This is a genomic window from Halobacillus sp. AWM4_238, from assembly GCF_056158265.1.
Genome location: NZ_JBSWSY010000002.1, coordinates 361,636 through 381,800 on the forward strand (window position 1 = coordinate 361,636; position 20,165 = coordinate 381,800).

17 protein-coding genes are annotated in these 20,165 nt (G+C 46.8%); 12 read left to right on the forward strand and 5 right to left on the reverse strand.

The genetic code is table 11. The features are described from left to right. Nucleotides 1–52 precede the first annotated feature (52 nt). A complete protein-coding gene (locus tag ACXACN_RS01910; RefSeq protein WP_474961866.1) occupies nt 53–1,045 on the forward strand; it encodes a branched-chain amino acid transaminase in 993 nt (330 codons plus the stop codon). 317 nt (nt 1,046–1,362) lie between these two features. After that, on the forward strand, nt 1,363–4,578 hold the full coding sequence (locus ACXACN_RS01915; RefSeq protein WP_474961867.1) for a M36 family metallopeptidase: 3,216 nt from the start codon (nt 1,363–1,365) through the stop codon (nt 4,576–4,578). A 328-nt stretch (nt 4,579–4,906) separates the two neighbouring features. Here ACXACN_RS01915 and ACXACN_RS01920 read toward each other — a convergent pair whose 3' ends face one another. From ACXACN_RS01920 to ACXACN_RS01930, 3 genes are all read right to left on the reverse strand, one after another. Beyond that, complete coding sequence (locus ACXACN_RS01920) at nt 4,907–7,351, reverse strand: S8 family serine peptidase (protein WP_474961869.1); 2,445 nt, start codon at nt 7,349–7,351, stop codon at nt 4,907–4,909. A 168-nt stretch (nt 7,352–7,519) separates the two neighbouring features. Further along, entirely contained in the window at nt 7,520–8,158 is a 639-nt protein-coding gene (locus ACXACN_RS01925) for a response regulator (protein ID WP_474961870.1), read from the reverse strand. After that, nucleotides 8,133–9,986, reverse strand: coding sequence for a GAF domain-containing sensor histidine kinase (locus tag ACXACN_RS01930; RefSeq protein WP_474961872.1), 1,854 nt, complete (start codon nt 9,984–9,986; stop codon nt 8,133–8,135). The genes ACXACN_RS01925 and ACXACN_RS01930 overlap by 26 nt, the downstream gene beginning before the upstream one ends. A gap of 354 nt (nt 9,987–10,340) precedes the next feature. On the opposite strand from ACXACN_RS01930, the gene ACXACN_RS01935 reads away from it, so the two are divergent. From ACXACN_RS01935 to ACXACN_RS01965, 7 genes are all read left to right on the forward strand, one after another. Further along, nucleotides 10,341–10,775, forward strand: a complete 435-nt coding sequence (locus tag ACXACN_RS01935) for a VOC family protein (RefSeq protein ID WP_474966779.1) — start codon at nt 10,341–10,343, stop codon at nt 10,773–10,775. Nucleotides 10,776–11,068: 293 nt separating this feature from the next. Beyond that, on the forward strand, nt 11,069–11,776 hold the full coding sequence (locus ACXACN_RS01940; RefSeq protein ID WP_474961874.1) for a GntR family transcriptional regulator: 708 nt from the start codon (nt 11,069–11,071) through the stop codon (nt 11,774–11,776). 91 nt (nt 11,777–11,867) lie between these two features. Then, complete coding sequence (locus tag ACXACN_RS01945; RefSeq protein ID WP_474961876.1) at nt 11,868–13,082, forward strand: M24 family metallopeptidase; 1,215 nt, start codon at nt 11,868–11,870, stop codon at nt 13,080–13,082. A 141-nt stretch (nt 13,083–13,223) separates the two neighbouring features. After that, nucleotides 13,224–14,009, forward strand: coding sequence for a GNAT family N-acetyltransferase (locus ACXACN_RS01950; RefSeq protein WP_474961877.1), 786 nt, complete (start codon nt 13,224–13,226; stop codon nt 14,007–14,009). Nucleotides 14,010–14,060: 51 nt separating this feature from the next. Next, nucleotides 14,061–14,852 carry an MBL fold metallo-hydrolase gene (locus tag ACXACN_RS01955; protein ID WP_474961879.1) on the forward strand — a complete coding sequence of 264 codons (792 nt, stop codon included), beginning with the start codon at nt 14,061–14,063 and terminating at the stop codon, nt 14,850–14,852. A 29-nt stretch (nt 14,853–14,881) separates the two neighbouring features. Continuing rightward, nucleotides 14,882–15,394: a GNAT family N-acetyltransferase gene (locus ACXACN_RS01960; RefSeq protein WP_474961881.1), complete on the forward strand. Its 513-nt coding sequence runs from the start codon at nt 14,882–14,884 to the stop codon at nt 15,392–15,394. Between the two features lie 19 nt (nt 15,395–15,413). After that, a complete protein-coding gene (locus tag ACXACN_RS01965; RefSeq protein ID WP_474961883.1) occupies nt 15,414–15,629 on the forward strand; it encodes a hypothetical protein in 216 nt (71 codons plus the stop codon). A 35-nt stretch (nt 15,630–15,664) separates the two neighbouring features. Here the strand turns inward: ACXACN_RS01965 and ACXACN_RS01970 are convergent, their stop codons facing one another. Both ACXACN_RS01970 and ACXACN_RS01975 read right to left on the reverse strand, forming a co-directional pair. Continuing rightward, a complete protein-coding gene (locus ACXACN_RS01970; RefSeq protein WP_474961885.1) occupies nt 15,665–16,489 on the reverse strand; it encodes an alpha/beta fold hydrolase in 825 nt (274 codons plus the stop codon). A gap of 94 nt (nt 16,490–16,583) precedes the next feature. Then, nucleotides 16,584–17,462, reverse strand: a complete 879-nt coding sequence (locus ACXACN_RS01975) for an alpha/beta hydrolase (protein ID WP_474961886.1) — start codon at nt 17,460–17,462, stop codon at nt 16,584–16,586. A gap of 99 nt (nt 17,463–17,561) precedes the next feature. Between ACXACN_RS01975 and ACXACN_RS01980 the strand changes: the two genes are divergently transcribed. The 3 genes from ACXACN_RS01980 to ACXACN_RS01990 all read left to right on the forward strand — a co-directional run bounded on the left by ACXACN_RS01980 (nt 17,562) and on the right by ACXACN_RS01990 (nt 20,164). Continuing rightward, complete coding sequence (locus ACXACN_RS01980) at nt 17,562–18,635, forward strand: glycosyltransferase family 2 protein (protein ID WP_474961888.1); 1,074 nt, start codon at nt 17,562–17,564, stop codon at nt 18,633–18,635. Beyond that, nucleotides 18,635–19,081, forward strand: a complete 447-nt coding sequence (locus ACXACN_RS01985; protein ID WP_474961889.1) for a glycosyl-4,4'-diaponeurosporenoate acyltransferase CrtO family protein — start codon at nt 18,635–18,637, stop codon at nt 19,079–19,081. Before ACXACN_RS01980 ends, ACXACN_RS01985 begins: the two co-directional genes overlap by 1 nt. Nucleotides 19,082–19,297: 216 nt before the next feature. Beyond that, the gene (locus tag ACXACN_RS01990) at nt 19,298–20,164 is read left to right on the forward strand and encodes a DUF4097 family beta strand repeat-containing protein (RefSeq protein WP_474961891.1); all 867 of its coding nucleotides are present in this window, start codon (nt 19,298–19,300) and stop codon (nt 20,162–20,164) included. The last annotated feature ends 1 nt before the right edge of the window (nt 20,165 follow it).

Consider the following 20,165-nt stretch of genomic DNA (forward strand, 5'->3'; position numbering starts at 1 on the left):
TTCCAAAAAACCAATCTACTTAAAATAAACATTTTATACAAGGGTTGATCCAATGGCTCAGTCCATTCTGTTCTTACAAAAAGTTATCGAGTATAGTCAAGCTGGTCAGGCATATAGTGTTAAAAAAGGTGTGAAATCATTGACCTTTATGTTCGATAAAGATCAGTACGTGGATGAGCGGTCTTTGAGTGTGAGCGTTAAAAATAAAGGTCTGAATTATGGTTTGGGCTGCATCGATGGGATTCGGGCTTTTTGGAACCATGACCAAAAACAATTGTTTATCTTTCGATTAGAAGATCATTTGAGAAGATTTCACCAGTCGGGAAAAAGCTTGTTCATTACGATGCCCTATTCTGTTGAGCAATTATCCTATATAACCAAACAACTGCTTTTCATGAATCGGGTTACTCAAGACGTTTACATACGTCTTATTTGTTTTAAGGGAGAAGATACACTACGTCCCAGTCTGAGTAATTCGTTTAATCATATGGCTATCTACACGGACATCACCGATTATGAGCCTAAGCCTTTTTTAAAAGTAGGGACTTCCTCTTGGTCGCGAATCGGTAGTAATATGATACCTCCTCAAACGAAGTCTACGGCCGGTTATATGAACTCAGCATTGGCGATCCATGAAGCAGCTTTAAATGGGTATGATGAAGCAATTTTTCTAACTGAAGAAGGAAACGTAAGTGAAGGGGCTGCTGAAAATATTTTCTTGGTTCGAGGAAACAAGGTTTTTACACCGCCGGTATCTGATGATATTCTCCCAGGCATCACTCGTGATACGGTAACTGAAATCTTAGGTGAAGAGCTGCAGTTAGCCGTCGAAGAAAAAAGTATAGCAAGGGTTCAGCTATACGAGGCAGATGAAATATTCTTAACCGGAACAGCCATTGGGATTAAGCCAGTAGTAGAAGTGGATCGAAGATTGATAGGCAATGGAGAACCAGGTCCTGTGACTTTGCAATTACAGAAAAGTTACAATCAGATCGTCCGTGGGGCAATGTCTTCCTTTATTCATTATTGTACTTCTTTGTATTAGCTGTAGGAATGGTTGATGATCTCTTACTTTTTAGCGGAAAAAGCAAGTGGAAAGACAATGAACATGCCTCCTTTTGGTGTGAATTGACACGAAGAGGAGGTTTTTTATATGGAAACCGTTAACCCTTGGGTATTGGTGTTCGTTGCAACACACTTCACCTATCGTACTATCCACTCCTACGCCTTTCGTAGTAGAAGAGATAGACCATAAAAATGATTGAGATAGGCGCAATCTAGTAAATCCTTTCATCAAGATAGGAATCGGCATGAGGATGGCGAAAGTTTTCCTAACGCTAGGTGTAGGAGGCTAGGCCAACCATGAAAAAAAGCAAATTACTATCTGTATTAGGGGCTGGTATTTTAGCAACCCAGCTGCTTGGACCTTCAAGCGGAGTGGATGCTGCCATCCCAGGACCAATCCTGGAGGGGAACGCCCATCAGGAACATTTACAAATCCCTATGGATACGAGGAGGGGGACAGGGAAAGTGATGCCGACGGATGCGCAGCTGCTGGCTGCCGACCAGTTGATCAGTGACTCTGGAGCGGGTGTGAAAGTCAAGTGGAATCGGATATTCGGGACTCCTTCTTCGATTATGAAAAAGCAGGGATATTTAACGGAAGCATCTGAAGAATCTGCAGAAACGATTGCTCGGAACTGGTTGAAAGCACATGCTGCGGTTTTCGGTTTGCAAGCAGAAGATATCGATGAACTGAAAGTAATCCGAAACTATGAGATGAAAGGGACTGGGATGCAGCCGGTCACGTTTCAACAGACGTTCGATGGTGTAGAATCCGTTTATGGTGGACGTGTCATCGTAGCTGTTAATGAAGAAGGAAAGATCCTTTCAGTGACCGGAAACATGACGAGAGCTCAGGAAATAACGGATTCGTTCCAATTAAGCCCGGCGGATGCTTTGCAAAAAGCGATTGCGCATGAAGGCAGCTCCATCTCCTATACCCCTCAAACGCTGGGGGTGGAAAACGGTTGGGAAGTCTTTGATGGTGCAGATGTCCTTCCGACGAAACAGCGTGTGAAAAAAGCGACGTTCGTAACGAAAGAAGGGGTGCGTCCAGCGTATCGTGTCCTGTATATTGAAGAATTGGACAAAGGGTATGAAGTCGTCATTGATGCCGCCACAGGGAAATCGTTGTATAAACGTAATTTAGTGAAACACCTGTCTGATCCGGAAGGACTGATTTTTGAAAATTATCCAGGTTCTCCAAAAGGGGGCACACAGACACTGAAGTCTTTCAACGGCGATCCAGATGCTTCCCCTGATGGGTGGCTGACCCCTGGGTCCCCGCTTGGCGTGACGACTTTCGGTAACAATGCAAACTCCTATGGAAACTGGAGCAACTTCCTCGTCCCTGCTGATCAAGCGGCTCGGCCGGTAGCTCCACTGGGAGAATTCAGCTATACGTTCAAGAATTCCTGGCAGGAAACGAAAGGACAGACGACTCCACCTTCATACGCAGAGGATTTGAACAGTGCGTCGACCAACCTGTTCTACCATCACAACCTGTTTCATGATTATTTTTACAACCTGGGCTGGACGGAGCCTGCGGGCAACCTGCAGTACAACAACTTCGGCAAAGGGGGGCTCGGCGGTGATGCAATTCTCGGTCTTGTCCAGGCGGGGGCAGCCTCTGGTGGCGCGCCAACGTATACAGGCAGGGATAATGCGTACATGCTGACCCTGCCGGACGGCATTCCTTCCTGGAGCGGCATGTTCTTGTGGGAGCCGATCCCTGGGGCCTTTGAAGGCGAATATGCCGACGGGGATTTTGATGCCGGCATCATCTATCACGAATACTCTCATGCGCTGTCTACTCGTCTCGTCGCAGGTGGGGAAGCTCTAGGGAGCCATCAGTCCGGTTCAATGGGCGAAGGCTGGGGCGACTGGTATGGCATGCATTATTTAGTGAAAGAAGGATTGCAGGAGAAGCCGGTCGTCGGTGCTTACGTCACAGGAAACGAAGCAGCCGGCATCCGCAGTTATTCGTTGGACGAAGCTCCCTATAACTACGGAGATATCGGGTATGACGTCGGCGGACCGGAAGTTCACTCTGACGGCGATATCTGGGCGGCCATTCTCTGGCATGTGAGAGAAGGAATGATTGACGCCTTTGGAAAAGCCGAAGGGGAAACGGTTATGGAACATCTCATCATGGATGCGATGCCGATTTCCGTTCCGGATCCTTCGATGGAAGATATGCGGACCGCGATCATCGCTGCAGACTTCGAGCGGTACGATGGGAAGCACTATAATGAACTTTGGAAAGCGTTCGCCCAACGAGGTCTTGGGTCAGACGCCTACACAGAAGACGGAAATGATACCGATCCGATACCTGCGTTCAACCACCCGGACGGGGTCAATAATGGTCAGATTGTAGGCCAGGTTGTTCACCATGCTACGGGTGAACCAGTGGCAGATGCCCGCATTATGATCGGTGAATTTGAAGCTCGTACAAGTCCCTTATCCGTGACTGGAGAAGAAGGGAAATTCTCGAATTATGTGGTTGAAGGAACGTACGATCTTACGATTCAAGCGAGAGGATTTGGTTCGCGCACAATTCGAGATGTGGAAATCAAACCGGGAAAGACGAACAAGTTATCGTTTGATCTAGCACCGAACGTGGCGTCCTCATTCAATGGGGCGACTGTTGATGAAGTATCCGGCGAGGCGGACAGCAATCCTGTCAAATTCGCCATCGATGATACGGAAGCGAGTGTCTATGCTTCCGATACTCAAGAAAACGGTTTTAAAGGTTCAGAGTTTGTCGTGAATCTGGCAGGCGATGAAGCGGTCAAAGTGTCCCGCATCCAAGTGAGTGCGATGAAAGATCTGTCCAAATCGCGTTTTGCGACACTGAAGAATTTCACGGTCCAAACTTCAATGGATGGGGAAAACTGGACGACCGTTGTCAGAGATCGATTCACAGCGCAAAAGCCGAGACCGACAGTGGCGGATTTACACTACCAAGGTTTTGACTTAGACAAACCCGTCAAAGCGAAATACTTGAAGCTGATCGCCCATGATACGCAGGACAACAGCAAAGGCTTTGTCCAAATCGCGGACGTTCAAGCGTTCTCTGAGAAGACAGCTATAGAACCGATTGAACTGGAACCAGAAGAGCCATTTGTGTCTGAAGGAACCGTTCAGGCTGGGAATGCCGGGACGGGCATCGGAAGTCTTGCTGGTGAGGATGCCTCATTGGCCGTAACGGAAAATGAATTCGCCACGACCCAAAATCCTGAACCCGCGTCTCAAGGAGCAGATGGGTACGTGATCTCTCTTCCAGAGCCGTATGGAGATGGCATCCACAATTTCACCCTAGAAGGGGAAGAAGGCAGTGTGGACTACGACTATGATGTTTATTTTTACGATCGTCATTTTCAAAAGATCGGTGGCGTCGCTACAGCAGGAGCGAATGAAGCAGGAGTCATTCCAGGTGGAACAAAATATGTGTATGTAGGTCTTTATTCAGGCGCTGATGTACCATTCACCTTTACTTCCACCAGACCTTTCTGATTCAAGAAAAAAAAGATATAGATAAAGCCGGACAATGGATCGTCATTGTCCGGCTTTTCTTTTGTTCTCTAATCAGTGATGGCTCACGTTCTAATCATTTTATGTAGATACGGTGGTTTCAAGCAATGGGCGGGCTTCCTCTGCAAGAAAGGGAATGAGACCGGCTTTTTGGTCGATCTGTATTTATCTCCATTACCCGCACTTAAGCTCAGAGAAGATCTTTGATGGTGAGATGAAAGGGAGAAGCACTAAGGGGTGTGGAGTGAAGAAGGGGGGTAGCCATAAGAAAAGGACTTCCTTTGTGGAAGTCCTTTACGATTTCATTCTGTTATGGAGCCAAGTAGGTGGCGTAGTAGCGGGAAATGGCGACGGCATAATCGCCGCGGGTGACCTCAACCCCGGGTGCGAAAGAAGCGGTGACGGTCGGTTCCTGATCATATGGTCCCTGATTGACGTCAAAATAGGCGTTTAGGATGTTCAAATCAAGCGCTAATTGGATGTAACCTTTGTATTCAGCTGGTACTTGATCGCCGTCCGTCAATGGAAGGCGTTCGTCCTTGTATTGAACGGTAAGCGGTCCGTCATGGTTCAAAGCTTCTTTTTGCAAGCCTAGACTCTGGACAAGTGAATAAGCCAAATCGGTGCGGCTTACGGTTCCTTTCGGATTGAAACTTCCGTTTTGCAGCTGCATGACGCCCTGATCGTCTTGTTCGATATCTTTAAGGGCAGCTCCTTTCGCTAGTACCGCTTCTGCGAAGGCTCGTTTCTCTGCTTTCACATCGTTGAAGGAGGGACTGCCCAGTGATTGGACCACAGCTGCGCCCATCGTCAAATAGTGAGCCAGTTCCTCGCGTTTCAACTTTTGATCAGGACTGAAAGACCCGTTCTTTTTTCCATCCAACAGACGTTCAGCGATGCCGGCTTGGATTGCGGCTTCCGCTGGGTGACCGGCGATATCTTCCAAGCCTGAAAATCCATCGGTCCGTTTGGTCGTCCATTCACCATCGACAGATTCTGGAAGCGCGGCTCCAGATAAACCTCTCAGTTCAACGGTCCATGTACCGGCCATCGGGCTTGTTACCTGCACGGTGCGATCGGTATAAAGGCTGAACAGGACAGAGATTCCTGATGTATATTCCGTGCCATCCGGAGCAATCAGCACAAGGTTGATTGGATTGCCGGTTTCACCCAATAATCCTTTGGCATTCACTTGAGCGACGATTTCTGTCAGTCCTTCTTCTACTTGAAACGTCTTCGTAGAATCATTTGCGGTAGAGTAATCGATCGTGAACGGTTCACGTTCGATATCCATTTGGGCTTCTGCGTAGAAGGTTTGGTTAGCTTTTACAGTATCGCCATAGGCTTTGGAAGGGTTCAGTGCCTGATCGACCGCTGCGTAGGCATTGGCATAACCGGCTCCGACTTCCCATGCTTCATAGCCTGGCATGTTGGTGGCTGTCTGCTGCACGATATCTTTGACTTCCATCGGAGATAGCGCCGGATTCGCATCCAGGATCAAAGCGACAATGCCGGCCATATGAGGCGCAGCCATAGATGTACCGCTCATTGTCGTATAATACGGCAAGTAGGCAGGTTCTATCATTTCGGCATCCTTTTCAGCAGATAGTCCTGTGGTCGGGGAAACGACACGTGTTGAAATGATGTCTTTTCCTGGTGTTGTAATTGTCGGTGCGTCTACCCAGTCGAATGTTTCGCCATCAACGGTTACTGTTCCACCTTTCCCTTTCACACCTCGAGAGGAGAAATCGGTAAGTTTGCCTTGCTTATCTCCAGCAGCTACAGTAATGACCCATGGCGCTTTTTTGTAGTTGCCTGAAATCGTTGATTCGGCGGGTCCGGAGTTTCCGGCAGAAAAGACGGTCACAATACCACGATCATACAATTTCTTCGTTGCAATGTTGATCGGGTCTTCAGGGTCAAAAGCGGTGCCGGAATCACTTGTCGCTCCCCATGAGTTTGTGATCACACGGATGTTATACTCACTCTGGTGGGTGAGGGCATAATCAAACCCGCCGATCGTATCGAGGATGGCCAAGCCGGCGCCTGATCCATATCCAATCAAATTCGCACCTGGTGCGACACCTTCGTGTTTACCTGCGGACTTAGCACCGTTCCCACCGACGGTTCCAGCTACGTGGGTGCCGTGTCCAGAGTTGTTATCTGTGTTCGGGACGTCTTCCACATATGTAACGGGAAGCAGATCACTGAGGGCATGCAAGTTGGTCGAACCTAAAACGTTCTGGACAAGATGGTCGCCGAATTTAATATCGCTATGTGTTCCATCCACACCGCTGTCGTTCACAACGACGCCGATGTCTTTTCCTGACACGGGAAGCCCTTCATTCGCTTTTTGCATGCTGCTATCCGCTCTGACTTGATCGACTCCGGTCAAGGCCGTCGCATCTGCATTTTCATACTCAAGTTTTTGGTTGAAATAAATGGAACGCACGTCCGGATCCTGGGCAAGCTGTCGGATTTGATCGCCGGTCGCTACTACTCCTGCTATCGGAAGGCTTTCAAAAGATATGCCTTTCGTAATACCCGTCTCTTCAAGAAGATTGAGCTGTTCTGGGGTTGGAGCTCCATCGCTGTGGAAGGCGATCACCACTTCTAAAGGTTCTGTCGATTGCTGCATAAGCGTTTCAAGCTTCGGGCCGATGGTGGCAGTTGAGCTCGAAGTTTGGGCGAAAGCACTCGCGGGGATCATCGCTGCAACGAGTGTGAGAATCAATGCTAATACTTTGACTTTCATATGTTATCCTCCTATATTCAGAATTTTCTAACCTTGTCTTCATTATCCTTAATTTCAAGGCAGTCTACCATTCCTCAAAAGGAGTAATCGGACGACCGGATGGACTAGTTCCTGTAGTACGAAAGATGTACATGAAAAAACTTCCCCTGCAAAACAGAGGAAGTTTCTTCATGGTAAAGGTACCAGTTGATTTTGAACGGCGTGGATGATTGCTTGGGAACGGCTCTTCACGTTCAGTTTTTTGTAAATTTTGCTCACATGGATTTTGACGGTCTTATCACTGATGAATAATTCCTCGCCGATTTCTTTGTTGCTCATTCCGCTCACAAGACAGGCGAGAACTTCCTTCTCCCGTTCGGTCAGTTCCGATGGATTTGGTTCCTCGTCTTTTTGGTTATAGTAACCGAGCAGTTTCTTTGTCAGCGAGGGATCGATGACCGACTCTCCTTTGGCGACGGTACGAATGGCTTCTACTACCTGATAGGATGGCAGATCCTTCAGGAGATAACCATCAGCCCCTTCGCGAATAGCGGCCATGAAATATTCGTCGTGGCTGTGCATCGTCAGGACGAGGACTTTGATATCCGGGTGGTTCTTCTTAAGCAGTCCCGTAAGTTCAATGCCATTCTGACCGGGAATGTTAATATCCATCAGCACGACATCAGGGCTACACGCAGGCAGCAGCTCTAACAGCTGCTCACCATTAAGCGCTTCGCCCACCACTTGTATATCTTCTTCTGTTTCGATGATGTTCTTGAGCCCATCTCGTAAGACGGCATGGTCATCCACTAACATGACGTTGATCATCTTCCATTCCCCCTTCAAGTCCGAGTTTTGGAATCGTCAGGACGATTTCCGTCCCTCCATTTTCTTCACTGTTGATTTGTAAGGACGCTTCCATTTTCTCTGCTTGTTCATTCATGCTCAGGATGCCGAAATGTGGCTCGTTCTTCGCTTTGATCATCGCTTCAAGCAGGGAGAAACCGATGCCGTCGTCGCTGATTTTCAATAAGACGTGTTCGGTCTGATAGCTGAGAAGCACGTGGACGGTGGAGGCGTCTGCATGTTTGACCGTATTCTGGATACTCTCCTGGAAAATGTCGAACATCACCTTTTCCACCATCGGACTTAAAGGAATCGGTTTGCCTCGTTCTTCGAAGGTGATGTTCAAATTGGTTTCCGTCTGAATGACATCCATTCGCTTTTGTATCGCCTGTTTCAAGCCGACGCGCTCGGTTTCATATGGACGTAGGGCGTAGATCGAGGCGCGGATATCCTTAAGACTGCATCGCAGCTTCCCAAGACTGTCGAGCAGGATGCTGTGAGCTTCCTTTGGTTTAGAAGGGAACTTGCGATCGGCCGTTTCCAATTTCAGCACCGTCCCGGCAAGCGATTGTGCAACGCCATCATGAATGGCCCGTGCGATCCGGTTGCGCTCTTCAAGAACGATACGCTTCTCCTGTTCTGTAATCAGCATCCGGGTCTTGATGGCGATGGCGATTTGGTTGGCAAGCGTTGCGACCGTCTGCACATCATCTTCGCGGAAGCTGTGCGTCCGGCTTCTGGCCACAGCCAACATGCCGAGCGTTTGGCCTTCATAGCTGATCGGAGCGAAGATGAAGGCCTTCAACGCTTTGTGAAAACCTCCAGGTACGGCGTCTGCAATATTCCTGCGATTTTGAAAACGAACGACTTTGTCCATATTTTCAAAACGGTTCATTTCTTCTTCCGAGAGCGGCTCGTGGGATTGAACTTGTCCGTGTTGCAGCTGCGTCACCCATGTATGGTTCTCCTTCAGCCATAAAATCGTGGCGTCCACGTCGACGATGGCGTCCATATTCTCTTCGATCGATTGCGTCCAATCTTCTGAAGGTAAACGGCGGTTCAATTCAGTGGAAATGGAAAACAAAGCCCTCATTCGGTTGCGTTCGTTCTGCAGACGGACGATGATGAAGCTTAATAGCGCCAATCCGACCAGAGGGGAGAAAAAGAAGAAATAGCTGAACACGTCGATGATGCCGCGGTTTTGGGTGCCCATATACATCATGGTGCCGATGTAAATGAGAGACAAAAGGGCACTGGTTGTTTCTGTAACAATTTTGGTCCGCCAAATATGAAAAGTATAACGCTGCGGGCGAAGCAGGAGAACGAGATCGACGATCAAGTTATTGAAAAAGAAGTACAGCCCTGTCAATGTGATCAAAAACGTAGCAGAACCTGTATTAGTGGCTAACCATGAAGACGAAGCCCAAAGGGTAAGCGACACGGCTAAGATGAAACTGAGTGTCAGCTGCGCTGGGTTGAACAACACAATACGGAGAGGCCTTCGTTGAATAAGATTGACGAGCATCACAGCGAAAGCGTAGGCAAGGACGGCTAAAGGAAGCCCGTCGACGAGGTACAGGGTATACAGAAGGGGAAAACTGAGTGATGTATATCCTTTCCATACGGCAATCGGAAAATATTCGGTAATCATCATGAACAAGAGGAGCAGAAGAAAAATGGTGATATTGTCAGGACGTTGACTATGAAGAGCCATCCAGGCGAGCGCGATCCACCCCAGAACGGTAATGAAGGATAAGAACCATTTGGCTTGTTTCTCTTTCACTTGCATAGCGGTCGTTGTTTTTTTCATGAGGACCTCCGTTGATGTCTGAATATTCTATATACATCAGTTTACATGACAAATGACGGGAAGGAAAGCACCGATCATAGAGGAGGAGATGTACCTAATAACGAAAAAACCCCGCGACTAGTCGAATGGAAAGCCACTAACCAATCGTGGGGCAAAACCGGAAAGAGGTTTGTCCTTTTCATTATGTCAAATGTTGCCTTAGATACCCATTCACCAAAAGATATAAATCATCTACTACTAAAGGCGTACGATAACAAGATCCGTTTTGTTCAAGTATTCCTCTTGATAATCGATGAGTACACCGGGTAGTAGAATGGTATAATTTTAATAGATCATGAGAGGAGATGTTGCATGATGACATTGAGCTTAAACCCTTATTTGTTTTTTGACGGGAACACGAGAGAAGCGGTCCACTTTTACGAAAATGCACTTGGTGGAACCGTGGTGAGTATCAGAACGTATGGGGATCTTCCAGCTGATCCGGATTACCCGTTGACAGATGAGATGAAACAGCGAGTGATGCATGCCCATTTGAAAGTGGGGGACGCAGATCTCATGTTTTCTGATACGTATGAAGGCATGCCTTATCAGCCAGGCGAAACGATTCAGATTGCCATCCATCTTGAAGAAGAGGCAAGAGCGAGGGACATTTTCGCCGCTTTAGAAGAAGGTGGACAAGTTGTTATCCCGCTCCATAAGACAGATTTCAGCCCCTTGTACGGGATGGTAAAAGACAAGTTTGGAATTAGTTTCAATGTGAACGTCTCAGGAGATCAACCTCAGGAATAGAAATAGCATCCGTTTTGCATGTAATCCAGGCCATTGGTTCGTTTATGCACAGAATGCTAGACGAATCGTTTAATGGCAGAAAGGAACCCTCAAATTGAAGGGTTCTTTTTAATTTTTGAAAGTTTTTGATCGGTGGAGTATTCGAAGGATCATGTTTGAGGATGGGACCTGACACAGAAGGAAATGGGAAGACTAAGAAAAAAAGAGATGCTCCCGTTTTTTCTGCAACTGGTAACGGCAACCGTTCCTCTATAAAATAGAGATAAAAGCATCATAGTAAAGGGGTCACAACCATGAGCGATAAACAGAAAAAAATACCATTATATATACAAATTAAGAATAAGTTGGTTACGAATATCAAGGATGGACGCTGGGAACCAGGCGATTCGATACCTTCTGAGAGTCAACTTATCGAACAATACAATGTCAGTCGTACAACGATCAGACAAGCGATTCGAGAACTTGTTCAGAACGGCACCTTGGAAACAAGTCGTGGTGCCCCGACCAAAGTGAAAGAAATTCCAGGAGAGCAGCTAGGAAATCCGGGGATTATTCATCATGAGATTGGAAAGGACATGGATGTTTCTGTGTTACGGATGGGCACCAGCCACAGTCATTTTCATGCAAAACACCAACTTTCTTTAGCGAAAGAGGAAGAAATATTCTTTGCAGATCGGCTGCGGGTAGCGGATGGAAAGCCGATTGGCTATCAGCAGATGTACGTTCCGGTGACTATTGCAAATGTGGTGAAAGACATCGCAGACAAGGAATTTGATATCTTTTCATCACTAGGGAAACAGGGCATCCATCATACCAATATCAAGGAACATGTCTCTGCCAGCAACGCGACCCAATACGAGGCGGATTTGCTAGGGATTGTGCCGGGAGAAGCACTCATTGATATTGAACGGACCACTCTAGGGATCGATGCCAATCCTATAGAGTACAGCCGGACAAAATATACGACAGAATTTTTTAAATACAGCATAGAGATTGATTAATATCATATAACATATTGATATAAGTATAATCTTGTTATAACATGTTTGTAACGAAGAAATACAAGCTCTAAACTAAATGGAGGATTATACTGTGAGTAAATTAACGAGTATTCGTCATGAGAAAACGCAAATCGATCTTGTGAAGATGAGACAATATAGACTTGGCAGGGTAAGGGAGCAGTTAAAAAGACTTGGCTACGGCGGAATCGTCATTTTTGACCCTGTCAATTTGCGCTATGCGACCGGAAGCCGTAACATGCAAGTATTCATGCTAAGAAATCCAGCGCGTTATGCCTTTATCCCGACAGAAGGCCCTGTTACGTTATTCGATTTCCCAAATTGTGAACACTTATCAGAAGGAATCGAAACGATTGATGAAGTGAGACCAGCGACGACGCTTTCGTATGTTGCTTCTGGTGAAAACCTGTATGATAACGCTCGTGCATGGGCGAAAGAAATCGCTGATCTATTCCGCTCGCATGCGGGTGGGAACGATAAACTTGCTATCGACTATGTGCCTTCTGTTGGAGCGATCGAGCTTGCGAAAGAAGGCATTGACATCGTAGACGGACAAGAGCCGATCGAACATGCCCGCAGTATCAAGAACGAACAAGAAATCCAAGCACAGAAAATTTCCGTTAAGACTGCAGAAGAAGGCATGATCCGTATGCAGCAAGCCTTAGAACCAGGAATCACAGAAAATGAATTATGGGCAAACTTGCACAACGTGAACATCTCGCAAGGCGGGGATTATGTAGAAACGAGACTTCTCAGCTCTGGTTCCCGTACCAATCCGTGGTTCCAGGAATGCAGCGATAAAGTCATCAACGATGGAGAATTAGTGGCCTTTGATACCGACATGAACGGACCATTCGGGTATTTCACGGACATCAGCCGAACGTTTTTGTGCGGTGACGGTGAACCGACCGATGAACAAAAACGGTTGTATCAAACAGCATACGAACAAATTCAGTATAATATTAACCTGTTGAAGCCAGGGATGACCTTCCGTGAATATGCAGAGAAAAGCTGGAGAATTCCGGATGAGTTCTTCCCGAATCGCTATTTCACGGTTGCTCACGGAACAGGGTTAAGTGGAGAGTACCCTTACATCGTGTACCCGCAGGATTTCGAAGAGAAAGGGTACGATGGAGTGATACAGCCGAACATGGTTCTATCTGTTGAAAGTTATATCGGATCGCCAGGCGGCAAAGAAGGCGTCAAGTTAGAAGAACAACTGCTCGTTACAGAGGACGGCGTAGAGAATTTCTCTGATTTCCCATTTGAACACCGATTATTAAAATAACCACAAAACAGGCTGGATCTTCCAGTCTGTTTTTTTATTGCATTCAGCCATCGCCTGATTTTCCATATGGATTAAAGGAGATTGAAACGGCGTTGTTGAAATGAAAGAATGGATAAAAAACAAGAATAGGTGGAGAGAACCATGGATGTAATGAAACAGATCGAAGAGCTTGAATTTGCCCTTTTGCAATCCTTTTCAAATAAGCAGGATCAAGCGTGGGGGGTATTGTTTTGGAACCGGAACCAGCCAGACTATTATGATGCCAACCACGCCCACGTGAGTAAACAACCGGATCATCCTAAAAAAGTAATCGAAGAGGTCATTTCCTTTTATGAGGATTTGAACATTATTCCTAGATTTTATCTGTACAACCTAGAGTCATTGTCGAGTTTTATTGCTCTATTAAAAGATAAGGGCTTCCGGTATGAAGATTTTTCGCAGCCTATTCAGTTGTGGAATCAAGAAGTGACACAGCTTCCGGAGCATCAAGAGATTACGCTTGAGAAAGTAGCGACTGAGAATTACCAAGACGCTCTTGAGGTTGAGTGTCAGATTAAAGAATTTGGAGGCAAATCCGTACGGGAAAAGGCATTTGAATCGGAATTTAATGACGAACGCTATACTCATTATCTATTGAAATATAATGGAAAACCTTGTTCGACCGCCTGTTTGTTTGTTCATGGCCATCAAGGAAGAATTGAGAGTGTCGCTACAATCGAAGCATACAGAGGCAAAGGACTGATTGGATATGTGTTGCAACAGATCCAACGAGAAGCTCAACGCCTGAAACTGGAAAAATTATGGGTGCACCCCATTAATCAACGGGTTGAAAAGGTGTACAGCCGTTATGGGTTCACAACGATCCTTACTTTCCAGACCGGTCACGCTTTTATGGGTGGGAAAGGGATCAAAGAGGTGCAAGAGTAAGAATCCATTACATGATTACAAAGCTGGTTTTTAAGGATAGGAGGTGTTCAAATGAAGATGGAACAGCATGGCGAAGTGACTTCCGTCTTAGGCAAGGGGAGTGATGGAGACTTTTCCATGGCCGTATATGTATTTCATGTGGATGGAATGTTGGTGGACACGGGAGCTTCACGTATGCTGGAAGATTTCAAACCATTCTATCAAGAAACCCCGATAGAGTTTGTGAGCCTCACTCATTCTCATGAGGATCATACGGGAACAGCTGCATGGCTGCAGAGCGAAAGGGATCTTCCTGTCTACATAAGAAAAGAAGCGGTTGCGGAATGTGAGAGGGAACCCGAGCTCCCTTTGTACAGGGAAAGGTTGTGGGGACCACGAAAACCTTTTTCGCCTTTACCCTATGGGGAAACCATTGAGTCCAATCACCACACGTACCACCTTATCCATACACCAGGCCATGAGAAGAATCACACGGCGTTATTCGACGAGGAACGTGGAAGGTTGTTTTCAGGGGATCTGTTCATCCATCCAAAACCGAAAGTCATCATGGGTGACGAGTCCATCCCTGTTATGATGCAGTCCATAAGAAAAGTCCTTGCACTCGATTTTCAAGATATGTTCTGCCAGCATGCAGGTCATATCCAACACGGGAAAAAGGCGATGAGAAAAAAGCTTGACCATCTGGAGGAGCTTAGCGGACAAGTCCATGAATTGTATAAAAAAGGTCATACCATTGATGAGATCAATAGGGAATTGTTCTCCAGAGTACCGCCCATTGTATACACATCCAATCGTGAGTATGATTCAAGACATATTATCCGGTCGATCGTGGAAGAAAAATGATCTTGTCTTGCATGGAAAGGGGGACGATTATGGTGAAAATTTTAAAAGCAGAATCAGATCACGTGGAAGGAATCGTACGCGTCTGTTCCAAAGGAAACCGAACCACCTATGCGGACCTTTATCCTTCCTCATACATCGAACAAATCATCCAGCAGTTTTATACAAAGGAAAGGATTATGAACGAGGTCACCGATACAGGGAAAGAATGGGGCGGATATATCGTTGCCGTCGATGGAGAAGAGGTTGTGGGCGCTTGCGGTGGCGGCATGATCGATGATCACGCATGCGAACTTTACGTCCTGTACATGGATCCAGCCAGAAAAAAGGAAGGGATCGGGACGAAACTGCTGGAAGCTTTTACGACACAGCAGAAAGAAGAATACGGTGCGGAAAAGATATGGGTATCCGTTCAGGAAGGCAACGAACAGGGCATTCCTTTTTATGAAGCGAGGGGGTTCGCTTTCTCGCACAAACAGAAAGGTTATGGCAGTAAGGAAGCAGAAAAATATCGGTCACTAAGATACTGGAAGGAGATCGAATAGGGGAAAGGAGTGGGAGGAAATGCAAATAGGAGCCAAACACATCCCATGGAGAGATGCGGGACTAGGTCTCGCTTTTATCCTCGTACTTTATTTCACACTGCCATATATCGGTGTGAACACATTTGGATTAGTGATGATCCTGATCATGGGTGTCGAATGGGTCACCAAGTTCATCCTGCCATGGGTTGTTTTATACTGGGTTGTCCGTGTTATTAAACGTTGGGAATCCAAATAAAAAAAGAAAGCGCATGGCCTGAGGCCCGCGCTTTTTTAGTGGTTGGAGTGCATGACTTCCTCTGTGATGTTTGCCATATCTGCTTCACCATTGGATTGGATGAAGGAAATGGCCAGTTTGTTGAAAGGCTCGGTCTTGTCCAGGTTCACGACATGCCCGCTCCCTGATAAAAGCAGAAACGATGTGTTCGGCATGTGCTGCGTGTCTTTGATCACATCATCTCTGAACATATGGTCCCCTTCACCTGTGATATACAACTTTGGGACGGACGACGCGTTTGTATGGACGTGTGTGAACGTATCCGGAACCGAATAAACGATGTTATACCAACCGAGGAAATCTTCCCTTTTCATCTGGGAAGCCTCATGGATGAAGGCATTTCTTGACTCTTTATGGTTCTTTCTAGGCATCAGAATCCGCGCGCACAAGGAATACAAGTACAGGTGCGGAGTGATATTTTTGAGCATAGTCCCTAGCATAAGAAGGAATTTTGCCAATAGGTTAATTCGAGTAATTGCTCCACCTAACACGGCGGTCTGTACGCGGTGAGGCGCAGTGGACAGGATGTGTTGAATGACGACGGAACCGAGAGAAATCCCTACGAAATGGGCTTTTTTCACTCCAATATCATCTAGAACACCGAGCACTTCCTCGGTCACCGTTTCAAAGGAAAATTTCTTGTTATAGCTGGACAAGCTCGGTGAGTTCTTGTGGCCGGGTAAATTGACGACGATTATATTGAAAGACTTTCGGAAAGCTTTCATCTGTGGAAAGAAGATGTTGACGCTTCCACCGATGCCATGGAGAAAGATTACATACTCCTTGGAAGGGTCGGAGCCTAACACTTTATATTCTAACAATGGATCACCTGCTTTAATAAAACTATAAAACGACACTACTCGTCATTATAAGTCAAAAAGCAGGGAGTGGCAAAGAAGAATCGGCTCGGTTTTGTTACGATTTTATGACCTGCCGCATCGTATCGGCCATAAGTTTCCAGGCTTCTTCAGCTTTATCCTGAGGTCCCTGATGCGTGAAAGCATGGCTGCATCCTTCAAACACATGGACATCGACATCAACGCCCGCTTGTTTTAACTTTTGTGCGTAGGCTTTTCCTTCCATAGAAAAAGCATCATATTCCGGGATGACAAATAGCGCACGAGCGAGCCCCTCCACCTTTTCTGCTTTCACAGGAGAAGCGAGCGGGTGAGCGGCCTGGTTTTTCCCAGGGACGTAGCAATAGTTGAGAAAGTGAGCAGCCTCCGGGTACTTGGCCCGCCACTTGTCTGGCTCTGGTTTATCACCGTGCGGGGTGACAAAGTCGAGCATCGGATAGGAGAGCACTTGAAGAAGGGGTTGTCGCTGGGCCCGCTCTTTCAGGAGGAGGCAGAGGGCGGCGGCCATGTTCCCCCCTGAACTCTGACCGCCGACCGCCATTTGATTGTGGTCGAGATGTAGGACACCTGCATGGGTCTTCAGCCATTGATAGATCCCGTAGCACTGTTCGACAGGTTGAGGAAAAGGATATTCCGGGGCTTTTGCATAGTCGACATTCACGACGACGCACCCCGTTTTATTGGCGAGATAACGACAATAAGGGTCGTCCATTTTCTTTTCATTCATAATGAACGCACCGCCGTGCATGTTCATATAAACAGGGAATCGTTTTCCATCAGGTGCTGACGGGTAGTACAGGCTGATGTTCGTTGGTTTTACACCGGTATCCACAATCACATCTATTTTTTTATGTACATATTGAAACGGAACCATCAGGTTTCTTTCCGCCTGATTGGGGAAAAGTCGCAGTAATCGTGCCATCCAAAATTTAAGCATCATTGAACCCTCTTTTTTAATAACCATTGTACCCGCTCTTCTCTTTGTATAATCAATACTTTCTGAGGTGACAATGGAAGTACAGTGGAGGTGATGGGAATGTGGGGGATGATCGCAGTGGTTTTATCAACCCTTTTCCTTTTTTGGCATAAATTATCGTTTCCTAAAGAAAAACGTAAGAATACAACGATGTATACATTGATTATTCCCGCTCGGAATGAAGCGGAAAATTTGAAGCGTCTGCTACCGACGTTAGGAACGGAGCACCCCCTGCGGGAAGTGATTGTCGTTGACGATGATTCAGAAGATGAGACGAGGCAGACCGCTGAGAGTTTCGGCGTGAAGGTGGTGGATAACCCTTCCTTACCCTCTGGATGGATGGGGAAGTCGTGGGCCTGTTACAACGGTGCGAAAATAGCGAGCGGAAAGACGCTCGTGTTTCTGGATGCCGACACATGGTTTTCTGATGGGGGAGTAGATCGTCTGGTGAATGCTATGGATGAGAGAAATACAGTCATGACCGTTCACCCATACCATGCGATGGGTTCATTTTGGGAAAAGTTTTCCGGTGTTTTTCACCTTGTCGTCCTGGCATCCTCCGGGTTGACAATGGCAGGGAAGGATAAATTCGGAACGCAGGGAGGCTTCGGTCCGTGTCTTGTGCTCGCATCAGATACGTATTGGAAGCTTGGAGGTCACGAGGCCATCCGGGGAGAAATTGTAGAACATCTAGCATTTACGAGAAAGGCAGCTTCCCAGGGGATGAAAACGAAAGCTTACAGCGGGCGCGGTGTATTGAACATGCGAATGTACGGAGCGGATGTAAACCAAGTGATCCAAGGCTGGGCCAAAAGTTTTTCCACAGGAGCAAGGACCGCTTCTCCGTTGATGACAGCAGCGAATGTTGTCTGGCTTACCGCTGTGATGTCTTTCTTAGTAAACCTTTCTAGCCTTGGTTGGTGGGGGCTTACAGGCTATGCAGCCTTCGTCGTTCTCTTGTACCGTACGTGGATCGACATCGGCAGCTTTCGATGGTATGATGCGCTGATCTTTCCGCTGCATTTCTGCTTTTTCGTTTTCGTCTTTGTCTACTCCTTGTGGAAGACTTTTTTCGTGCGGCAGACGACGTGGAAAGGGCGCACGATTGTTGAAAAGAAAAGGAGTTCACCTTAATGGTGGCAAATGTCGTCGCCTGGTTGTGCATCCACCTTGGGGTGAGCACTCTTGTCTCCGTTGCTCCGGAGGCTTTTGTCCAAGCCTTTTCAGGACTATATCGAGTGAGGGGATGGGAGACGAGGACAAAGGTATATGAACAGTTGAGGGTAAAGAAGTGGAAAGACCGCCTTCCTGAAGCAAGGAAATGGTTTCGGAAGGAGAAAACGGCCGCACACTTACGGAACTCGGTTCAATGGAATCGTTTTGAAAAGCAGACGAATCGTTCGGAGTTGTCTCATTGGCTGCAGATGTTCGCTGCCCCTTTCTTCTTTTTGTTCAACCCGCCGTGGGCCGGCTGGATCATGGTGGGATATGCGATCTTGTTCAATCTTCCTTTTATTCTGGTCCAAAGGTACAATCGCCTTCGGTTGATAAGGATGAAAAGCCGTTTGATTATACGTTAAAGGACAAGAAGAAGGAGAACGGGGACATGGAGCATAAGTTAGCGGGCATTAAAGAGGGGGAATTTGAACTGTGGTTGGTGAACAGAATCATAGAATAATTGGTCCCTGGTCTTCTGAACCAGGGATTTTTACTTTATTTGGGAGGTTATTGGGAGTCTTTGTCGAATTTCCTTTAGGAGGAAGTTTCGAGTGGATGGAGTAAAGGGGTGAAGTTTCATGGAAATTATACTTATTGCAATCATTGCCATGGTTGGGTTGGTGCTTCTCTACCCGCGTTCAATTGGGAGGAAGACCTGCCAGCTACATAAACAGGAACGGTTTACTGAAGAAATCCGTAATCTTCATGTGGAATCATCATCCGTGGATGTGGAAGTGAGAAAAGCGGAGCGGGAGGATTGGAACATCGTTTTATCTGGTACGGTTTATGACAAAGACAAAGACCATTTTACTCTTATCAGTAATCATCAGGGGGAGAACTTTACTGTAAAGGTGACGGAGGAAAATACCCGTTTCGGCATCCAAATGCAGAGGGATATGAAACTATTAGTAGAAGTACCGGAAGAGGCTATAGGGGCGCTCGTGGTAGGTACGTCTTCCGGGGATATCGATGCCAAAGAGCTAAACACCACCCATACGACGCTTACCGCAAGTTCCGGTGATGTGACGATGAACGATGTGGTGCAGGAAAATCTACAGATTGAAACATCCAGTGGGGATGTATTACTAAGAAAGGTACAAAGCAGGAACACAGAGATCCATACAAGCAGTGGGGAACTATTTGGGGAAGCGTTCACCTATGGGACAGGTGTTTTCCGTACGTCATCAGGTGAGATTCGTCTTCAATCACAAAAAATGCTCGGGGATGTCAGTGCTTCTACTTCCAGCGGGGATATCCGCCTTTTCTTTGAGGAAGAGCCGGCCTCTTGTACACTCATTTACCAATCAAATTCAGGAGAGGCCATGATCAACTGGACGGGCCTTGATTATGAAGTGAAAAAGAAAAATGAAGTGCGGGCCTCAAAAACAGATGGTGCGTTTCGTGTCATGGCTGAGACGAGTTCGGGCGATTTGAAAGTAGGATAGA